Source organism: Burkholderia sp. 28_3 (assembly GCF_003253915.1).
In the GTDB taxonomy this organism is placed as follows: domain Bacteria; phylum Pseudomonadota; class Gammaproteobacteria; order Burkholderiales; family Burkholderiaceae; genus Burkholderia; species Burkholderia cenocepacia.
This window is the reverse complement of sequence record NZ_QKZF01000008.1, coordinates 97,346-114,281: the sequence shown is the minus strand read 5'-3', so window position 1 is coordinate 114,281 and position 16,936 is coordinate 97,346. Positions and strand designations below refer to the sequence as shown.

Genomic DNA, 16,936 nt, shown 5'->3' with positions numbered 1-16,936 from the left:
TGCCCGCAGGGCAGCTGCGCTGCGCGCATCTGCGGAGACGATGCCATCATGGAGGACAACTACAATCCTGCCGGCGTTCTACAGCGACAACTGTCTGAACCTGATGCCGGGCGCGAAGCGGCAGATCACGATCGACCTGCCGCATGCGAACGCGCCCCGATATCGCGCGTCGCGTTGCGGATCGACGGGTGGCGACTCGATCGGCCGAACTGCAGGCTCGGGCTCGGCGGTGTGCCGGTCGGGTTCAACGAGCGCGCGCTGACGGTCGATCAGGCGGTGGCGACGTTCGCGAGTGCCCGCGTCGCGACGTGCGTCAGGGACGCAGCAGATCGAACCCGCCGAAGACCACGACACCGCTGAGCACGATCATCGCGACGGAGTGCTGGCCGAAGTAGAGAATCGCGGCGGCAAGCCACGTCGTGATGCAGAAGGCGCCGATGCGGGCCATCGTGTGTTCCTCGAATGCGTGATGAAGCGAATGCATGCCGCACGGCGTTCGCCGCTCGCGTGGACAAGCGGGGTACGCAGGGCAGACGAACGGAAAAGGCGACCCGGAAAGCCGCGATTGCGGCGTCGGCACAGGTTGCATGCCGCGTGCAACGGCGCGGAGAGTCGAAGCCGGCGGCCGTGGCGCGTTCGGGCCCGACGGAGGCGGTCGACGTGCGTATCCAGCCGGCGAAGCAGCGATTCTACCAGCGCCGCCCGCCTGCCAATCTGGCCCTTTCGCGGTCGATTGGAGTGCGCGCGGGGCAATCCACCCGGCCCCGATATTCAAGTTTCGTGTGACGAATGCCGTAAACGAACTGGAAGGCGATTTTCGCCCTTGTCACTTCGTTTACCGACACACGGACCGACACGATGCAGATCGATTTCTCCACGACCGCGCGATCCCCGCTCGCGGACAGCGGCGTGACCGCGAACGCACCCGCCGCGACGTCGTCCAGCGGCGGCACGACGGATGCAGCGAGCACGACGGGCACGACCGGCGCCACGGGCGCGACCGACACGACCCGTACCACCGGCACGAAGGATTCGACCGGCGCCACCGGCGAAACGCTCGGCGCGGCGGGCGCATCGTCGGAAGACCCGGCGGTCGCGCAGTTGAAGGCGCTGATCGAGCGGCTGCAGAAGCAGCTCGCGACGCTGGAGCGGCAGATGGCCACCGCGGCGCAGCGCGCGAAGGACGACCCGGCCGCGGCCGTCGAACAGCAGTCGCTGAGCGCGGAAGCCAGCGCGATTTCGGCTGCGCTCGCGACGGCCATCTCGCAACTCGCGGCGGCGCTCGAAAAATCCGGCGGCTCGCCGTCGGGCGGGCTGGTGTCGACGCAGGCCTGAGCGCCCGCGGCGGCACGTCGGCCGCCCGCATTACAATCGCAAGCTCGTCTCCCTCTCGAGGACGGCTGAACGATGCATGCGGAACCCGACGACGAACTCGTTCGCTTCGACGCGCACGGCGGCACGCCGCTGCCGGCGGCCGGCGCGGAAGGATGGATCGACCACGACGGCGCACGCATGTGGCACGCGTCGTTCGGCCAGGGGCCGGCGGTCGTGCTGCTGCACGGCGGCCTCGGCCACGGCGGCAACTGGGGCAACCAGGTGCCGGCGCTGCTCGCGGCCGGCTACCGCGCGATCGTGATCGACAGCCGCGGGCACGGTCGCAGCACGCGCGACGACCGACCCTATTCGTACGAACGCATGGCATCGGACGTGCTGGCCGTGCTCGACGCGCTGCACGTCGACCGTGCACGCTTCGTCGGCTGGAGCGACGGCGCGTGCATCGCGCTCGTGCTCGCCGCCCGCGCACCGGAACGCGCGGCCGGCGTGTTCTTCTTCGCGTGCAACATGGATCCGGGCGGCACGAAGGAGATGGTGCCGAGCCCGCTGATCGACCGCTGTTTCGCGCGGCATCGCAAGGACTATGCGCGACTGTCCGCGACACCGGACCAGTTCGATGCGTTCGTCGCGGCCGTCAGCGAAATGATGCGCACGCAACCCGATTACACCGCGCAGGACCTCGCGGCGATCGCCGTGCCGGTGGCGATCGTGCAGGGCGAGCACGACGAATTCATCCGGCCCGAGCATGCGGCGTACTTGGCACGCACGATCCCCGGCGCGACGCTGACGATCCTGCCCGGCGTGAGCCATTTCGCGCCGCTGCAGCGGCCCGAACGGTTCAACGCGGCGATGCTGGCGTTTCTCGAGCGGCTGCCGGGATGATGCACGCACGGCCCGCCGGCGAGCGGGCGCGTGCGTCGGCCCGGGTTCAGACCATCGCGTTGTCGGCGCCCGGAATTTCGTGCGCCTTGATCTGCTTGCGCTGCAGCTTGTAGCGCAGCTTCCCGAGCATGCCGTCCTCGTGGCTGACGCGCGTGATGTTCTGCACGTATTCGTCGTCCGGTGCGATGGCCTGCGCGCCCATGATCCATCGCACGCTTTCGCGATAGTCGTACAGCGACTTGTCGTTGATGTCCGCAAGGAAGAACGACAGCGCGGCCATCGCGGCAGGGTGACCGCCTTCGGCATGTCGGCGCAGTTCGTCGACGTAGCGATGGCGCGACGGATAATCCTCGATGTCGCCGATGAACATCAGCATGCACTCGAGGCCGTCCGTATGCCCCATCTCGTGCGCCTTGCGCGCGGCCTCGACGGCCTCGGCCTGCATGCGCACGCGTTCGGCACGGTCCGTGCTGGTCTGCCCGATGTGATGGTACGTGTAGCCGAGCCGGTACGCAGCCATGTTGCCGCCGGCCTCCATCGATTCGCGGAAGTAGTGGGCGGCGCGGTACGGGTCGGGCTCGACATGCGTGCCGTCCTTGTAGAAGCAGCCGAGCAGGTAGCCGCACGAATCGCCGCCCGCCTCGTAGCCGAGCTTGCAGATGGCGAGGGCATCGGCGGGGCGCCGGTTCTCATACTCGAACGCGGTGGCGATCTGGTTCCATGCGAGCGAGCCGGGCTCGTTCTCGCGCGCGGCTTCGAGCCAGGCGTCGCCGCGCGCGTCGTCCCGCGCGAAGCCGAACGTGCCGGTGCGATGCGCATAGCCGCGCAGGATCATCGCCGACGTGCAGGCGCGCGCGTCCGACGCACGTTCGATCGCGCGGGGCAGCCAGTCGCCCTGTGGATCGAGGCCGAGCGCCAGCCGCAAGCCCATCGCCATCGCGCGGTTGTCGTCGATCGGCTCGTTGCGTTCGGCTTCCTGCAGCCGCGCGTAGGCTTGTTCGTACTCGCTGCGCTTGAAGTGGCTGTACGCGAGCCAGTGCAGCGTTTCCCACCGGTGATACGGATGCAGCGCGGCCTGCGCACGCGCGAGCGTCGCGGTCATCGCGTGGCGTGCGTCGTCTTCGTCGTCGTTCGCATCGAGCGTGTTGCCGGCGTAGTCGTCGCGCCAGATCTCGTGCAGCAGCCGGTCCTTCTCGACCGCATCGAGGTGCGCGCACGCGTCGGACGCGACGAACGCGCGGATGTGATCGTGCGAGCCGCCCCAGCGCGGCTGCATGTACCAGATGAACGTGCGCATCGGGAAGAACAGCTTCGGGTGGACGTGCAGCGTCGCCTCCATCCAGTACCACTTCTCCTTGCGCAGCTTCTTGCCCTGGACCGGGCCCGGCAACGCGTCCGGAAATGCCGGCGGGCAGGCGACCGGCACGTCGGGATTCAGCCCCGAACGCGCGAACATCTGCTGCAGTTCGGCGTGCGTGGCTTCGTCGTCGGCGCCGGCGTTCAGCTGCAGTTCGGTGACGGGCCAGCGGCGCTCGCGCACGAGCTGCGCGAGCCACTCGGGTTCGCCGAACGACGACACGCTCGTGAAGATCACCATTGGCGCGCTCCACATCGTCGGCGCGAGCGCCAGCGCGCGCAGCGCGGCGACGAGCGTCAACGTCGCGCACGCATGCGCGCCGATCCAGCCGGCTTCGGTCACCGTTTCGGCCCAGCCGCCGCCGCGGTATTCGTAGGCCCAGTGGTGCCAGTAATGCGCTTCGCACAGCCACGCGTGCGCGGAGCGCGGGTTCGCGGCCTGCCACGCGCGCAGGCGCGCGAGGCCCTCGGCGCCGGCGTCGAGGCACGACTGCACGTCGGCCGGCAGCGCGTCGACGTACCGCCCTTCGGCGATGCGATCGTCGAAGCTCGCGGCGAGCGCGGCATCGAGTTGCGCGTCGAGCGCGGCGAACTCGCCCGCGCGCAGCAGCGCGTCGACGTCGCAAATGAACCAGCGGGATGTCGCGGGCGGAATCAGGTCGGCGGAAGCGGAGGACATGTCGGTATCGGCGGTCATGACGAAACGGGTTGAGGATCGAAGATGCGGTAGCGCTTCCACGGCAGCGAAAGCCAGTTTCCGGACGGATTGCGCAGGTACTCGCGCACTTCCTGCGTGGCGCGCGACGACGCGGGGCCGTCCTGGCCGCTGCCGCGCAGCCACTGCTGGCGCGCCCGCGCATACGCGAGTCCGAAGTCTTCCCAGCTGTCGAAGCTGTCCTGCGCGCGCTGGGCGTTGAGCAGCAGCACGACCCACGCGTGCTGTTCGGACGTCCAGCCGAGCAGCGCGATGCAGCGCACGAGAAATGCGGTGCGCGCGCAGTCGAACGCGAGTGCGTCGCGCACGCGCCCGACGGCGGCGAGTTGTTCGTAGAAGCCGTCGTGCGAGCGGCCGACGCCGCGGATCCAGCCCGCAAGGATCGACGGCACGCGCTGCACGATCTGCCACTCGGGCAGGTCGGCCGGCAGGTCGAGTTCGCGCCTGACCTGGCGTGCGAGCCGTTCGCGCTGCGAATCGGGCAGCGCATGGACGAGATCGTCGCAATCGCAGCGCAGCCCGTTGCGGATCAACAGGATGTCGGCCAGCGCGAGCGCCCAGCGACGGCGGTTCGGCGGCGCCTGCTCGGCCTGCGCATGCGCGAGACGAACGGCCGTGGTTTGCCGTACCGGCACCGCGCTGTCGGCGCCCGCGGCCTGGTCGGCGTCGACTTCGCGCACCATCCGCGCGGCGACCCGGAACGAGCGACACACGTACCACACGAGCCACAGCGCGACCGCGCCGAGCAGCAGTTTCAGCATGACGGGCTCCCGTCCGCCGGCACGGGCAACGCGAACGCCGCGCACAGCGCGGGATCGATCGCGATGCCTTCGATCTCGAATGCGGTCGTGGCCGGTGGTGCATTCGGTGCGCGCGCGGCCGGCAGCGCATCGGCCGGCAATGCGTGGCGCGCGGCCGCCGCGACGGCCGGATCGATCTGCCGCAGCTGGCCGAGCGCATAGGGCGCGTTGCGCAGCAGCAGCCATTGCAGCACGGCCGGCGGCTGCTCGAAATGCTCGATCAGGTGGAAGTTGTCGCTCATCACGCTCAGCAGATGGTCGGGCGAGCGCACGTCGGTGACGAAGGTCCAGGCGCCGGTGGCCGCGCCCGGCGCGTCCGGCTCGAACACGAGGCCCATGCCCTCGCAATCCGGATGGCGCTCGCCGCGCGGCGCGAGCGCGCGCAGGAACTGGCGGACGTCGTCGGCATAGCGGCGCACCGGATGACGATTCTGCTTGCCCTTGATCTGGTCGATGCGCAGGCCGTCGCCGCTGACCTGCAGGCTGATCGTCACGTGCGGCTGGTTGCCCGCGCCGCGCAGCGTGAACAGGCGCAGCCGGCCGTCCTGCGCGGCTTGCGCGTACTGCTCGCCGTAGCCGCCGCGCAACCGGCGGCGATCCGCGAACTGGCCGAGGCAGTGCTGCATGTAGTACGACTCGTACGCGAGCTCCTCGCGCAGCGCCGCATGGCTGCCGACGAATTCGAACACGATTCCGTTCGGCGTGCGCAGCACCTCGCGCAGCGCGAGGCCGCTGCTCGGCACCCAGCCCTTGTCGCGGCGCGCCTGCATCCGCTGGTGCTCGCGTTCCCACATGTCGAGCGCCATCGCGCAGGTAATGCGCTGCAGTTTCTGCGCGAGCCGCGTGCCGGCGCGCGAGCGCAGGAATTCGACCAGCACGCGTTCGCGGTCGATCAGCAGCATGTGCTCGGGATCGATGAAGTAGAGCGGCGCGGGCTCGGCGGCGGGTAGCGGCACAGCGTTGGCCGCCGGGCCGGGAGCGGCAGACGCCGCGGACGCCGGTTGCGCGCGGAACCGGCGCACGAGCCATTCGGGCGCCGGCCGGTCGGCGCCGGCGAGTGCGCGGTAATCGGCGAGCGAATCGAGCGGCTGCGCCTGCTCGAACGCACCGACGACCCAGCGAAAGAAATGGTTGCCGAGCCACGCACGGATCTCGGCCGGATCGTCGCGCTCGGTGCTGCGGCGGGCGATCGCCGCCTTGATGTCGGGCGCATTGACGACGTCGCGCGGCCGATAGGCCGACGCGGCCATGGTTTCGGTCACGGGTTCACTCTCCGGTCGGGCAGGGCGTGCGCGGGCGGTGCGCGCAGGACCCTGGCGGTTCTTTTGGCTCAACGGCGAAACGGCGAACGTGCGCGCGCAAGAACGCGCTGGCGTCGCGTATTCCGGTTCAGGTCGATCGGTGCGTGAACGTCACGCGAGCGCGCGGGAGCCGATGACGCGGGAGCGGGCGAGCGGGATAGGGCGATTCATGGATTCTCTCAGGTCGGATTTTATTTTTGGCTTTCGCGAGTCTACTTCGATCCGTGCGGATGAATCAATCACGCGGCTGGCCGGCGCCGCTGGATCTGACAAGACTTATCTCTTTTTCATCGATTTTCGACGAGGCGCCACCCGGCCGCCGGATTCGATGCTGTTAAAACCGGCAGGTTTTCCCGGAAAACGGGTGAGTGGCCCGGCCATGACGGCGGCCTCGTTCCCGCCTTCCACTTATCTCATAAGTTTTTCTTTCGGCTCGCGCAACATATCGTCGATTGTTGGCGGCCGGGCGGTAGCGGATAGTCCTGCTTCGACAGGCCGGTCGCCACCTTTTTCGCGCGGCGCGGCCGGATCTGTTGTCCATGCAACCATCGGAAAGAGAAGGAACCGCCCCCATGCGATTCAATGCGACACGCTTCGCCGCGACCCTGCTGGTCGCCGCATGCGCGACCGCCACGGCCGGTCGCGCGGCCGCCGTCACGCAGGACGACCTCCGCGACACCGTCACGCGCCAGATCGCGCCGCTGATGAAGCAGTACGCGATTCCCGGCATGGCGATCGGCATCGTCGCCGACGGCAAGCCGTACGTGTTCGACTACGGTGTGATGTCCAAGCAAACCGGCAAGCCGGTGACCGGCGACACGCTGTTCGAGATCGGCTCGGTCAGCAAGACGCTGACCGCGACATTGGCGTCGGACGCGCAGGAGGGCGGCGAACTGTCGCTCGCGGACCCTGCAGGCAAATATCTGCCCGAGCTGCAGGGCAAGCCGTTCGGCGTCGTGACGCTGCTCCAGCTCGGCACGCACACGCCCGGCGGAACGCCCCTGCAGGTGCCGGACAGCATCCGCGACGACGCGGGCCTGATCCGCTATCTCGACGCGTGGCGGCCCGCGTATGCGCCGGGCACGCACCGCAAGTATTCGAACGTCGCGATCGGCATGCTCGGCTGGCTCACCGCGAAGGCGATGCACCAGGATTTCGCGACGCTGATGGAGCAGCGGCTCTTTCCCGCGATCGGGATGACGCATACGTACATCAACGTGCCCGCCGCGCGCATGGCCGACTATGCGCAGGGCTACACGAAGGACGGCAAGCCGGTGAGGATGACGGAAGGCATGCTGTGGCAACCGGCTTACGGCGTGCGGACCACGGCGGCCGACCTGCTGCGCTTCGTGCAGGCGAACATGGGGATGATCCACACCGCGCCGCGCTTGCAGCGCGCGATCGAACGCACGCACACCGGCTACTTCCGCGCGGGGCCGCTGACGCAGGACCTGATCTGGGAACAGTACCCGTACCCGGTCGCGCTGCCGACGCTGCTGGCGGGCAACGCGCCGAAGATGCTGTTCGATGCGGTGCCGGCCAGCGCGATCCAGCCGCCGCTCGCGCCGAACCCGGCGACCTGGATCAACAAGACGGGCTCGACCGGCGGTTTCAGCACGTACGTCGCGTTCGTTCCCGCGAAGCGGATCGGGATCGTGATGCTCGCGAACGGCAACGTGCCGATCGAGGAGCGCGTGAAGGCCGCCTACCGGATTCTCGGGTCGCTCGGCGACGCGCGGTAACGTTGTCGCGCCCGCCCGTCGGGAAGCGTTCATGACGGGCGGGCGAGCCCGTGGTCGGCGGCTCGGGCCGGCGGCACGAGATCGCGGCCGACGGCTGCACGCCGGTCGAAGCGGGCTTCGCCTGACGCGGCCCATCATCCCGCCGCGCGCAAAACTGTTTTAGCGATTCACGCCTTCCGCCGTCGGCACCGGCCGTCGATACTGCGACGCACGACATTTCGCGGGACGGGCGCCGCATGGCCCGTTTCGCCTCCGGAGCAGCGGATGAAAGGCATCAGGATATTCGTGACGGGCGCGACCGGCTACATCGGCGGCTCGGTGGCCGCGCGGCTCGTCGCGGCAGGGCACGTCGTCACGGGGCTCACGCGCGATGGCAGCCACGCCGCGAAGCTCGCGGCGGCCGGCATCATGCCGGTCGTCGGCACGCTCGACGACACGGCGCTGCTGTACGCGTTCGCGCGCGACGCGGACTGCGTCGTCAACGCGGCGAGCAGCGATCACCGCGAGGCCGTCGAAACGATCATCGCGGCGCTGAGCGGCTCGGGCAAGACGTTCCTGCACACGAGCGGCACGAGCGTGATCGCGGACGATGCGCAAGGCGCACACGGCGACGCGATCGTGTTCGACGAAACGACGCCGATCGTCGAGCCTGCGAAGGCCGAGCGCCGCGCGATCGACCGGCTCGTGATGTCGGCCGCGTCCCTCGGCATCCGCTCGGCCGTGATCTGCAACAGCATGATCTACGGCGACGGCCTCGGCCTGCGTCGCGACAGCGCGCAACTGCCGCTGCTCGCGGCCATCGCGCGCGATGCCGGCGCGGTGCGCGTGATCGGCAAGGGGCTGAACCGCTGGTCGAACGTGCACGTCGCCGACGTCGCCGACCTGTATCTGCGTGCGGTCCATGCGGCGCCACCGGGTGGGTTCTACTACGCGGAAAACGGCGAAGCGTCGTTCGCGCAGATCGGCCGTGCGCTCGCCGCGCGGCTCGGGTTGCGCTCGGTCGTCGAATGGGACGTCGCCGATGCCGCGCAGGCGCTCGGTCACTCGCGTGCGCATTTCTCGCTCGCGTCGAACAGCCGCGTGAAGGCGCTGCGCGCGCGGCGGGAACTCGGATGGGCGCCGAAGCACGGCGCGATGCTGGACTGGATTCGCGACGAGATGCCCGTCGCGGCCTGACGCGGCCGCTTCGCGTCGTCTGACGAAAAGCTGCGCGTGTTGGCGTGGCCGGCTTCCCGCTTCACACCCGATTGTTCGGACAATATTCGCCGCGAATTATTGAATCGAAATCAACTGTGATTCGCACGCGCGCCCGCTTATCAAACCGGCGCGGCGGCACTATCGTGGCGGTTCCTGACACCGCTGACGACTGCCGACCATGAAGACGACCCTCGACGAGATGCTCGCGTTCGTGACCATCGCCGATACCGGTTCGTTGACGGGGGCGGCGGACAAACTGCACCAGCCGACCTCGGTGATGAGCCGGATCCTGCGACGCCTCGAGGAAAAGCTCGATACCACGCTGATCCGCCGCACCACGCGCCGCCTCGAAGTGACCGAGGAGGGCAAGCTCTTTCTCGACTACGCGCGCGAAATCATCGCGTCGGTCGAATTCGCCGAGGAACAGATCGTCAGCCAGCGCGAGACGCCGGCCGGGCGACTGCGGATCAATGCGGCGATGCCGTTCATGCAGCACGTGATCGCGCCGATGATGCCGGGCTTTCGCGACGCGTACCCGGCGATCGAGGTCGAACTGCATACGAGCGACGAGATCATCGACCTGCTCGAACAGCGCACCGACGTCGCAATCCGGATCGGCGAGCTGCGCGATTCGACGCTGCATGCACGCCGGCTCGGCAGCAGCCGGCTGCGCATTCTGGCGAGTCCGGCCTATCTGGAGAAAGCCGGCGTGCCGACGCGTGTCGCCGATCTCGCGAACCATACGCTGCTCGGTTTCGTGCAGCCGGAGACGCTGAACCACTGGCCGCTGCGCACCGCGGACGGCGACGTGTACCGCATTCATCCGGCGCTGCAGGCGTCGAGCGGCGAGACGTTGCTGACGCTCGCGCTCAATGGCGCGGGCATCGTATGCCTCGCCGACTACATGACGGGCACGCATCGCCGCGATGGCAGCCTCGTCGAACTGCTCGTCGACGACGCCATCGAGTTTCGCCAGCCGATTCACGCGGTGTTCTATCGCAACACGACGCTGTCGTCGCGCATCGTCAGCTTTCTCGACTATGTGGGCGCGCAGTTGAAGGCAGGCGGCGACATCGATTGACGTCGATGCCGCCCGCACGGGTTCACGCGACGTAAAAGGGCGACGGGTTCGCATGACATCGAACCCGTCGCCCTTTGCGCATCGCTCGAAGCGAGCCGCGTGCTTACTGCCCCAGCGCACTCATCAGCCTGACCCGGCTCAACGTTTCCTCGGTGCGCGCCTGGGCGAGCGAATCCTCGGCCGCGAGCAGCGCACGCTGCACCTCCAGCGTATCGATGAACGCCGATTCGCCGCTGCGCCACGAGCGGTTGATCTGCGTATACGCATCACGCGCATTCGACACCGCGCGCTCGAGGCGCTCGGTCCGGCCGTGATTCCGGGCGGTCGCGGCCACCGATGTCTCGACGTCGCCGACGGCCGTCAGCACCGCCGTGCGATAGGCGGCGAGTGCCTGGTCGGCCTGTGCGCGCCGCAACGCGACGACGCTGCGGCGCCGGCCGCCGTCGAACAACGGCGCGCTCGCGCCGGCGCCGGCCATCCACGCGAGCGAACGCGCGAGCGACGCGCCCGAGAAACCGTCGATCGCCGCGCCGATCACGCCGATCAGTTGCAGGTGCGGCTTCAGGTCGGCCTCGGCGACGCCGATGCGCGCATAGGCCGCGACGACGCGCGCCTCGGCCGCGCGCACGTCGGGCCGCCGGCGCAGCAGGTCGGCCGGCGTGCCGATGCCCGGCGCGGCGGCGGTCCACACCGGCGCGGGCGCGGGCGGGTCGAGCCGCGCATAGATCGCCTGCGGCGTCGACGCGGTGATGATCGACAGCCTATGGATCGCGGCTTGCCGCTGCAGTTGCAGCGCGGGCAGCTCGGCCAGCGTCGTTTCCGTCTGCGCGGTGGCGCGGTCGACGTCGGCGGCCGGCACGACGCCGGCGTCGAACAGGCGCCGTGTCGATTCCTCGGTGCTGCGCTGGCTCAACGCGTTGGCCTCGACCAGCGCGAGCCGCTGTTCGAGGCCGCGCACCGTCACGTAGGTGCGCACGGTTTCGTCGATCGTCGCGATCCGCACGGCCGTCGCATCGTTTTGCGCCGATGCGATATCCGCGTCGGCTGCCGACACCCCCTGGCGGATGCGGCCGAAGATGTCGATTTCCCATGCGAGGCTCGCATTCAGGTCGAACGCGTTGCCGGTCGTCGGCGTATCGGTCGGGAACGCCTGCGATGCGGAAAGCCGCTGACGGCTGGCGCCGGCATTCAGGTCGACGGACGGGAACCATGACGACGCCGCGCCGATCCGCACCGCGCGGGCCGCATCGATGCGCGCGACGGCCGCCTGCAGGTCCAGGTTGTTCGCGAGCGCAGTGTCGACCAGCCGGTCGAGGATCGGATCGTGGAAGCCATGCCACCACGCGCCGGTGTCGGCGGCCGGGCCGCTGGCCGCGAGATCCGCGTTCGCAAAGGTCGCGGCCAGCGGCGGCGGCGTGACGGTGGCGACCGGCGCGCTCGTGCAGGCGGTCAGGACGGCCGCTGCGGACAGCGCGGCCACGAGTCGAACGAACTTCATTGCACAGCCTCCGTCGCGACGGCTGCGACAGCGGTCTTGCGCATCGCGAGCCGGCGAACCATCACATAGAACACGGGCGTAAACAGCAGCCCGAAGAATGTCACGCCGATCATCCCGAAGAACACCGCCGCGCCGACGGCCTGGCGCATTTCCGCGCCCGCGCCTTCGGAGATCACGAGCGGCAGCACGCCGAGGATGAACGCGAGCGACGTCATCACGATCGGGCGCAGCCGCTGCACGCATGCTTCGACGACGGCCTCGACGAGCTCGGCGCCGTCGGCCTCCAGCTGTCTTGCAACCTCGACGATCAGGATCGCGTTCTTCGCGGCGAGCCCGACCAGCACGATGAAGCCGATCTGCGTGAGGATGTTCACGTCCTGGCCGAGCGCGCGCACGCCGAGCGAGGCGGCAAGCAGGCACATCGGCACGATCAGCAGGATCGATACCGGCAGGCTCCAGCTGCCGTACTGCGCGGCGAGCACCAGATAGACGAGCAGCACGCACAGCGGGAACACGAGCAGCCCCGTGTTGCCGGCCGTGGTCTGCTGATAGGACAGATCGGTCCACTCGAACGAGATGCCGGGCGGCAGCACCTGTTTCGCCAGTGTTTCCATCGTCTTGATCGCGAAGCCCGAGCCGAGGCCCGGCGCGGTATCGCCGTTGATTTCGGTGGCCGGATACAGGTTGTAGCGCGGTGCGCGATCGACGCCGAGCATGTCGTCGATACGCGTCACGCTGCCAATCGGCACCATCTCGCCGTCGCGATTGCGCACCTTCAGCCGCGCGAGATCCGACGCGCCGACGCGGAACGGCAGGTCCGCCTGCGCGGTCACGCGATAGGTGCGCCCGACGATGTTGAAGTCGTTGATATAGGTCGAACCGAAATACGTCTCGACCGCGTCGTTGATCGCCTGGCTCGGCACGCCGAGCATCTCGGCCTTCTCGCGGTCGAGTTCGACGTGCACCTGCGGGCTCGTCGCGGAGTAGGGCGTGTAGACGCCGACCATGCCGGGCGTGCGGTTCGCGGCCGCGACGAGATCCTGCGTGGCCTTCGCGAGCGCGGCGGTGCCGAGGCCGTTGCGGTCTTCGAGCCGCATCGCGAAGCCGCCCGTGCTGCCGAGACCCTGCACCGGCGGCGGCATCGCGACGACGATCGACGCTTCGGTGATGGTCGCGAGCCGCTTGCGCATCTCGGCGGCAATCGTGTCGATCGTCAGGCCGCGCGCCTTGCGTTCCGGCCAGGGCTGGAACACCGGGAACAGGCCGGCGCTGTTCGCCGAGTTCGTGCCGGTCGCCGCGTTGACGCCGGAGAACACCGGCACGCGCGCGACACCGGGCACCGACAGCGCGATGTCCTCGATCTTGCGCGCGATCGCGCTGGTGCGTTCGAGCGTCGCGCCGTCGGGCATCCGCACGAGCACGACGAGGTAGCCGCGATCCTGAGCGGGAATGAAGCCCTTCGGGCTCGACACGAGCAGGTAGCCGGTTGCGGCGATCAGTACCACGTACAGTGCGGCCATGGCGGGAATGATCCGGACGACTTTCCGGACCAGCCGGCCATACGCATCGGACAGCCGCTGGAACAGGCGGTTGAACGCGTTCGAGAAGCGTCGCGCGACGCGCATCGCCGGCGCGAACGGCGCGGCCATGCGGGATGTCGGCGTCGGTGCGTCATGGTCACCGGCGTGCGCTTTCAGCATCATCGCGGACAGCGCGGGCGCGAGCGTTACCGACGTGAAGAACGAGATCGCGGTCGACACGGCGATCGTCACGCCGAACTGGCGGAAGAACTGGCCCGAGATGCCGGGAATGAACGAGGTCGGCACGAACACCGCGCACAGCACGAGCGTGATCGCGAACAGCGCGCCGCCGACTTCCTTCATCGTCAGCAGTGTCGCGTCGCGCGGCCCCGCACCGGCCGACAGGTGCCGCTCGACGTTCTCGACCACGACGATCGCATTGTCGACGACGATCCCCACCGCGAGCACGAGGCCGAACAGCGTCAGGTTGTTGATCGAGTAGCCGAGCACGGCCATCGCCGCGAATGTGCCGACGAGCGACACCGGAATCGACAGGATCGGGATGATCGACGGCCGCCAGCCCTGCAGGAACAGCAGCACGACGAACACGACGAGCACGACGGCCTCGTAGATCGTCTTGACGAGTTCGTGGATGCTGTCGCCGATGAACGCGGTCGGGTTGTAGCCGATGTTGTAGACGATGCCTTTCGGGAAGTCCCTGGACAGTTCGGCCATCTTCTTCTCGACCGCGGCCATCGTCGCGACCGCGTTCGCGCCGGGCTGCTGCAGCACCTGCAGCGCGATCGTCGGGTGGCGCAGCATGTAGCTGTCGGTCGCATACGCGAGGGCGCCGATTTCGACGCGTGCGACGTCCTTCAGCCGCACGAGCCTGCCATCCTTGCCCTGCTTGACGACGATGTCGCTGAAATCCTCGGGGCGCTTGAGCCGCCCCTCGAAGATCAGGTTCGGCTGGAATGCCTGGTTCGTGATCGGCGCCTGCGCGACCACGCCGCCCGCGAGCTGCGTGTTCTGCGCGCGTACCGCGGCGATCAGGTCGGCCGGGCTCAGGCCGAACGACGCGACGCGCTCGGGGTCGAGCCAGATGCGCATCGAGTATTCGCGCGCGCCGAGCGCGTTGATGTCGCCGACGCCTTCGATCCGCTTGAGCACGTCCGCGACGTTGCGGATCGCATAGTTCGATACGTACAGCGGATCGTAGCGCTGGTCCGGCGAGTACAGGAAGATCGTGCCGAGCTGCGTCGGCGACGACTTGCGTACCGACACGCCGCTGCGCTGCACCGGTTCGGGCAGGCGCGGCGTCGCGAGCGCGACGCGGTTCTGCACCAGCACCTGCGCCTTGTCGACGTCGGTGCCGGGCTTGAACGTCGCGGTAATGTTCAGGCTGCCGTCCGACGTTGCCTGACTGTACATGTACAGCATGTCTTCCACGCCGTTCACTTCCAGTTCGATCGGCGTCGATACCGTTTGCGAGACCGTTTCCGCGGAGGCGCCCGGATAGGTCGCCTGGATCACGACGGTCGGCGGCGCGATGTCCGGATACTCGGACACCGCGAGCGAGAAATAGGCCAGCGCACCGGCGATCGTCAACACGATCGACAGGACGATCGCGAGCACCGGCTGCTGGACGGACAGGCGGCCGAGGTTCATTGCGCGCTCCCCATCGTGCCGCTCGCCGCGTGGGCCACCGTGGCCGCTTCGATCGCGCGCGGCACGGCCTTGACCTTGTCGCCGGCCTGCACGCGCTGGAAGCCGTCGACGATCACGGTATCGCCCGCCTTCAACCCCGCATCGATCTCGCGCAGGTTGCCGTACAGGCGGCCGGGCGTGACCGGGCGGATCGCGGCGGTGCCGTTCGCGTCGACGAAGTACAGCACGCGGCGCGTCGCATCGGTCGCGACGGCCGCATCGGGCACGAGCAGCGCGTGGTGCGCGACGCGGCTCGACAGGTACACGCGGCCGAACTGGCCGGGACTCAGGCGCCGGTCCGGATTCGCGACGCGTGCGCGCTGGCGCAGCGTGCCGGTCGAGTCGTCGAGGCGGTTGTCGACGAAATCCATCGTCCCCGTCAGCGACGGCCGGGCATCGCCCGGCAGCGCGATCGCGACCTGCCGCGACGACGCGTTGCCGCCGCTTGTCCGCGCTTCGCGCGTATAGCGCAGGTAACTTTCCTCGTCGACGTCGAAGTAGATGTCGATCGGATCCTGCGACACGATCGTCGTCAGCACGGTCGCGTCGCTGTCGCCGCCTTTCACGAGATTGCCTTCGCTCACGAGTTTGCGGCTGATGCGGCCGGACATCGGCGCGACGATGCGCGTGAACGACAGGTCGAGGCGCGCGCGTTCGAGTGCGCCTTGTGCGCTCGTCACCTCGGCCTGCGCGCCTTGCACGGCCTGCCTGCGCTGGTCGTAGAGGCTCTGCGCGATCGTATCGGTCTTGATCAGGATGCTCGCGCGCTCGAAATCCTGCCGGCTCAGCTTCAGTTGCGACTGCGCGCGTTCGAGCGCGCCCTGCGCGGCGGTGACGGCCGCCTGGTACGGGCGCGGGTCGATGACGAACAGCAGGTCGCCCTTGCGGACGGTCGCACCGTCCTGGAACGCGACCTTGTCGAGATAACCGCTCACGCGCGGACGCACGTCGACGGTGTCGACCGCTTCGAAGCGGCCGGTGTAGACGTCGACGTCGTGGACGTCGCGCACGACGGGCGCACTGACGATCACGTTGGGCGTCGCGGCCGGGGCCTTGTCGTCCGACTGGCAGCCGGCCAACGCGACGAGCGCGGCGAGCGGAACGGCGGCCAGCACGGCCGATCGCGCGATGCGTTTCAATCCTGGATATCGGTTCATATGCGTACGAGATGTCGAGTGGGGCGCGTGGCGCCGGACGGTGCGAAGTATCGGGCGCGGCGCGCGGCGGATAAACGGACGAAGCGGCATAAGAACTTGTACTGCGCAGTCACGAATCGCTGCCTGCATCGGCGACCGGCGAGCCGGTTTCGCGGAGCACGGCGAGCAAGCGGAAGGGTAGCGACGACGCGCGGCCCGAATGCCTGTTCAGGCGATTCGGGCCGGCCATGCGGAGGGGGCGGACGCGCGGTTGCGCGTATCGGAAGGCGTGCTCGCTTGCACGCCGACGTGGCTCAATGCCCGCGATAGATCGAGTCGCGGCCGTTGACCGACATCGCGCGGCCGGATTCGCCGGCCGTGCGGGTTTCGCTGCCGTAACCGGTCGTGTCCGCGGCCGGGGTGGCGTTCGGGGCGGATTGCGCGACGGCGTTTTCGCGCACACGCTGTTCGGCGGCGAGGATCGCGGCCGGATACTGGTTGTGATCCAGCGCCGGGGTGTAGCCGACGGCCGCGAGGCGGGCCATCTCGGCCTTCACTTCGGCGCGGGTCAGCTGATGGTCGGCCTGCTGCGCGAACGACAGCGCCGGTGCGGCAAGGATCAGGGCGGCAAGGGTGGAAGAAACGAGCGTTTTCATCATGGGGTAC

14 protein-coding genes are annotated in these 16,936 nt (G+C 68.8%); 6 read left to right on the top strand and 8 right to left on the bottom strand.

Translation table 11 applies throughout. The features are described 5' to 3' along the window. The first annotated feature begins 40 nt into the window (after positions 1-40). Positions 41-262, top strand: coding sequence for a hypothetical protein (locus DFS13_RS41165; protein ID WP_226244994.1), 222 nt, complete (start codon positions 41-43; stop codon positions 260-262). A 51-nt stretch (positions 263-313) separates the two neighbouring features. Here the strand turns inward: DFS13_RS41165 and DFS13_RS40840 are convergent, their stop codons facing one another. Beyond that, entirely contained in the window at positions 314-448 is a 135-nt protein-coding gene (locus DFS13_RS40840; RefSeq protein WP_006767081.1) for a hypothetical protein, read from the bottom strand. Between the two features lie 410 nt (positions 449-858). Between DFS13_RS40840 and DFS13_RS18935 the strand changes: the two genes are divergently transcribed. Together DFS13_RS18935 and DFS13_RS18930 are read left to right on the top strand one after the other, a co-directional pair. After that, the gene (locus DFS13_RS18935) at positions 859-1,335 is read left to right on the top strand and encodes a hypothetical protein (protein WP_006485202.1); all 477 of its coding nucleotides are present in this window, start codon (positions 859-861) and stop codon (positions 1,333-1,335) included. A 72-nt stretch (positions 1,336-1,407) separates the two neighbouring features. Further along, a complete protein-coding gene (locus DFS13_RS18930) occupies positions 1,408-2,217 on the top strand; it encodes an alpha/beta fold hydrolase (RefSeq protein ID WP_111441990.1) in 810 nt (269 codons plus the stop codon). Between the two features lie 46 nt (positions 2,218-2,263). Here DFS13_RS18930 and DFS13_RS18925 read toward each other — a convergent pair whose 3' ends face one another. Genes DFS13_RS18925 through DFS13_RS18915 form a run of 3 tightly spaced genes read right to left on the bottom strand, consistent with a single transcriptional unit; the run spans position 2,264 to position 6,350 of the window. Continuing rightward, positions 2,264-4,252, bottom strand: coding sequence for a DUF4034 domain-containing protein (locus DFS13_RS18925; protein ID WP_231883191.1), 1,989 nt, complete (start codon positions 4,250-4,252; stop codon positions 2,264-2,266). Positions 4,253-4,266: 14 nt separating this feature from the next. Then, a complete protein-coding gene (locus DFS13_RS18920) occupies positions 4,267-5,049 on the bottom strand; it encodes a DUF1266 domain-containing protein (RefSeq protein ID WP_006497948.1) in 783 nt (260 codons plus the stop codon). After that, positions 5,043-6,350, bottom strand: coding sequence for a hypothetical protein (locus tag DFS13_RS18915; protein ID WP_181461621.1), 1,308 nt, complete (start codon positions 6,348-6,350; stop codon positions 5,043-5,045). Before DFS13_RS18915 ends, DFS13_RS18920 begins: the two co-directional genes overlap by 7 nt. Positions 6,351-6,961: 611 nt before the next feature. Here DFS13_RS18915 and ampC point away from each other — a divergent pair. From ampC to DFS13_RS18900, 3 genes are all read left to right on the top strand, one after another. Continuing rightward, entirely contained in the window at positions 6,962-8,131 is a 1,170-nt protein-coding gene (gene ampC, locus DFS13_RS18910) for a class C beta-lactamase (RefSeq protein WP_006485212.1), read from the top strand. 264 nt (positions 8,132-8,395) lie between these two features. Beyond that, complete coding sequence (locus DFS13_RS18905; RefSeq protein WP_006497951.1) at positions 8,396-9,307, top strand: NAD-dependent epimerase/dehydratase family protein; 912 nt, start codon at positions 8,396-8,398, stop codon at positions 9,305-9,307. Between the two features lie 199 nt (positions 9,308-9,506). Continuing rightward, the gene (locus DFS13_RS18900) at positions 9,507-10,409 is read left to right on the top strand and encodes a LysR substrate-binding domain-containing protein (RefSeq protein ID WP_111441988.1); all 903 of its coding nucleotides are present in this window, start codon (positions 9,507-9,509) and stop codon (positions 10,407-10,409) included. A gap of 103 nt (positions 10,410-10,512) precedes the next feature. On the opposite strand, the gene DFS13_RS18895 is transcribed toward DFS13_RS18900, so the two are convergent. The 4 genes from DFS13_RS18895 to DFS13_RS18880 form a co-directional block, all read right to left on the bottom strand. Further along, a complete protein-coding gene (locus DFS13_RS18895; protein WP_060213238.1) occupies positions 10,513-11,907 on the bottom strand; it encodes an efflux transporter outer membrane subunit in 1,395 nt (464 codons plus the stop codon). Then, positions 11,904-15,095, bottom strand: a complete 3,192-nt coding sequence (locus DFS13_RS18890) for an efflux RND transporter permease subunit (RefSeq protein WP_006497954.1) — start codon at positions 15,093-15,095, stop codon at positions 11,904-11,906. Before DFS13_RS18890 ends, DFS13_RS18895 begins: the two co-directional genes overlap by 4 nt. Then, entirely contained in the window at positions 15,092-16,273 is a 1,182-nt protein-coding gene (locus DFS13_RS18885; protein WP_241308514.1) for an efflux RND transporter periplasmic adaptor subunit, read from the bottom strand. Before DFS13_RS18885 ends, DFS13_RS18890 begins: the two co-directional genes overlap by 4 nt. Before the next feature lie 311 nt (positions 16,274-16,584). Beyond that, positions 16,585-16,929, bottom strand: a complete 345-nt coding sequence (locus tag DFS13_RS18880; protein WP_181461624.1) for a DUF4148 domain-containing protein — start codon at positions 16,927-16,929, stop codon at positions 16,585-16,587. Positions 16,930-16,936: the final 7 nt, after the last annotated feature.